At 59.8% G+C, this 1,633-nt stretch carries 1 pseudogene; it reads right to left on the reverse strand.

Annotated features, from left to right (window positions below):
• A pseudogene (locus J5224_RS27000) lies at window positions 1-1,633 on the reverse strand (hypothetical protein); the annotation flags it as partial.

Below are 1,633 nucleotides of genomic sequence, written 5' to 3' on the forward strand. Positions count from 1 at the left end.
CGGTGGCCTGCTGTAGCAGTGCTTTGGTTTCCGTGATGGCCTGGCGCACGGCGTCGAGTTTGCTGCGTAGCGCCTGACGCGTATCGTCATCCAACAGCGCCTGCTGGAAGGCGGCTTCATCGATGAAGGGACTGCGCGCCAAGGCTGTGGCAAACTGGGCTGCGGATTGCTGTTCCGCGTCGACACACTGTTCGCGGTGTGCGCGCTGTCCGGCCAATTCCCCCGCCACTGTGGCAAGCTGTGCCGCTGCTTGTTGCTGCGTGACGGCTAACTTGTCAACGGTCTGCTGATGCTGTTCGCTGTGCTGCCGCCATTCCTGTCGCACCTGCTGTGTGTCGCGATCGCCAAACAGGGCGTGGCGTTGCACACGCAAGTCTGCCAGCTGTTTTTCCCCGTCCTGCCATTGTGTCTGCTGTAGTGTGGCGCTGGCGTCGAGTGCCTGTACTGTTTTTTCCCGCTCCTGCACGGTGGCATGCAGTGAAGCCAGCGCGTTGTCATCGTGCTGCAACTGCTGTTCGGTGGTTTTCCAACGTTCTGCTTCGGTGGCACGTTCTGCCAGCCACTGCTGTTGTTCGGCAAGGGCAGCCGGAACCAGCGCGTAGGGGGCGCGCGCAGCGGTGAGTGTCTCTTGCTGTGTTGTCAGCGCAGCGGTGAGCTGTTGCTGTTTGTGCGTTGCCTCTGCAAGTCCTTCCCGGTGCGCTTGAATACGTTGTTGCAGCAGGGCAAGCTGCTGGTCCGTTTCCTGACGCTGCTGCTGCGCCGTAATCAGTGAATCCTTACTTTCTTGCCAACTGCGTTGCCGTTTTTCTTGCGCTTCTATCTGGCTAAACAGGGTATCGGCTTCGCGATCGCAGGCGGTCAACCACTCGGCAATCTCTTGTTCCTGCTCGGGCGTGGAGGTTACGTGTAACACCTGCTGCCAGTCGCTATAGCGCGTTTGGTACCGCTTTTCCTGTTCGGCACGCTCGGCCTGAAGTTCGTCACGCTGTTTTGCCAATGCGGCGAGCGCACCCTCGCGCTGTGCCAATGCACTGCGCGCCTGCTGGCACTGCGTGCGCAGTTGTACCATACGCACTTGTGTCTCGGACGCGGTTTGCGCCAGCGTTTGATACTCTGCAATCGCCGGATGGTGCGTGGATCCACACAGCGGACAGGCCTCTCCCGGTTGTAACTGTGCGCGTTCATCTTCCAGTTTGATGATACGTTTTTCCAACTCGACGCGCTGTTCGACATCGTTCAACTGCTGCTCCAGACGCTGACAGTCGGCGCGCTGTGCGTTGTTGCTCTGCGTGTCTGCCTGGAAACGTTGGTCCAGTGTGAGCCATTTGCTGGCGCTATTTTGCTGCAGTTGACGCAGGTTGCTGAGTGCTTGTGTTAATTCCCCGAGCTGGCGTCGCGCTTGTCGTGCACGCTGGTGCGCCGCGTAACGCTCACGCAAACCGGCAATCGGATTCGCGGTTTCTGCCTGTTGCCACACCTGTTGCTGCTGCTCGCACTGGCGCTGCAAGGCGTCGTAGCGCTGCTGTTGTGCGCCACGTTGTTCATTCAACGCCACCTGCTGACGCGCCATCTGTTGTTCATCGCGGATCAGGCGCTGTTGCTGCGTATCCACCGCAGCCAGCTCCCCAGATAG

Source organism: Candidatus Symbiopectobacterium sp. NZEC135 (assembly GCF_025962695.1).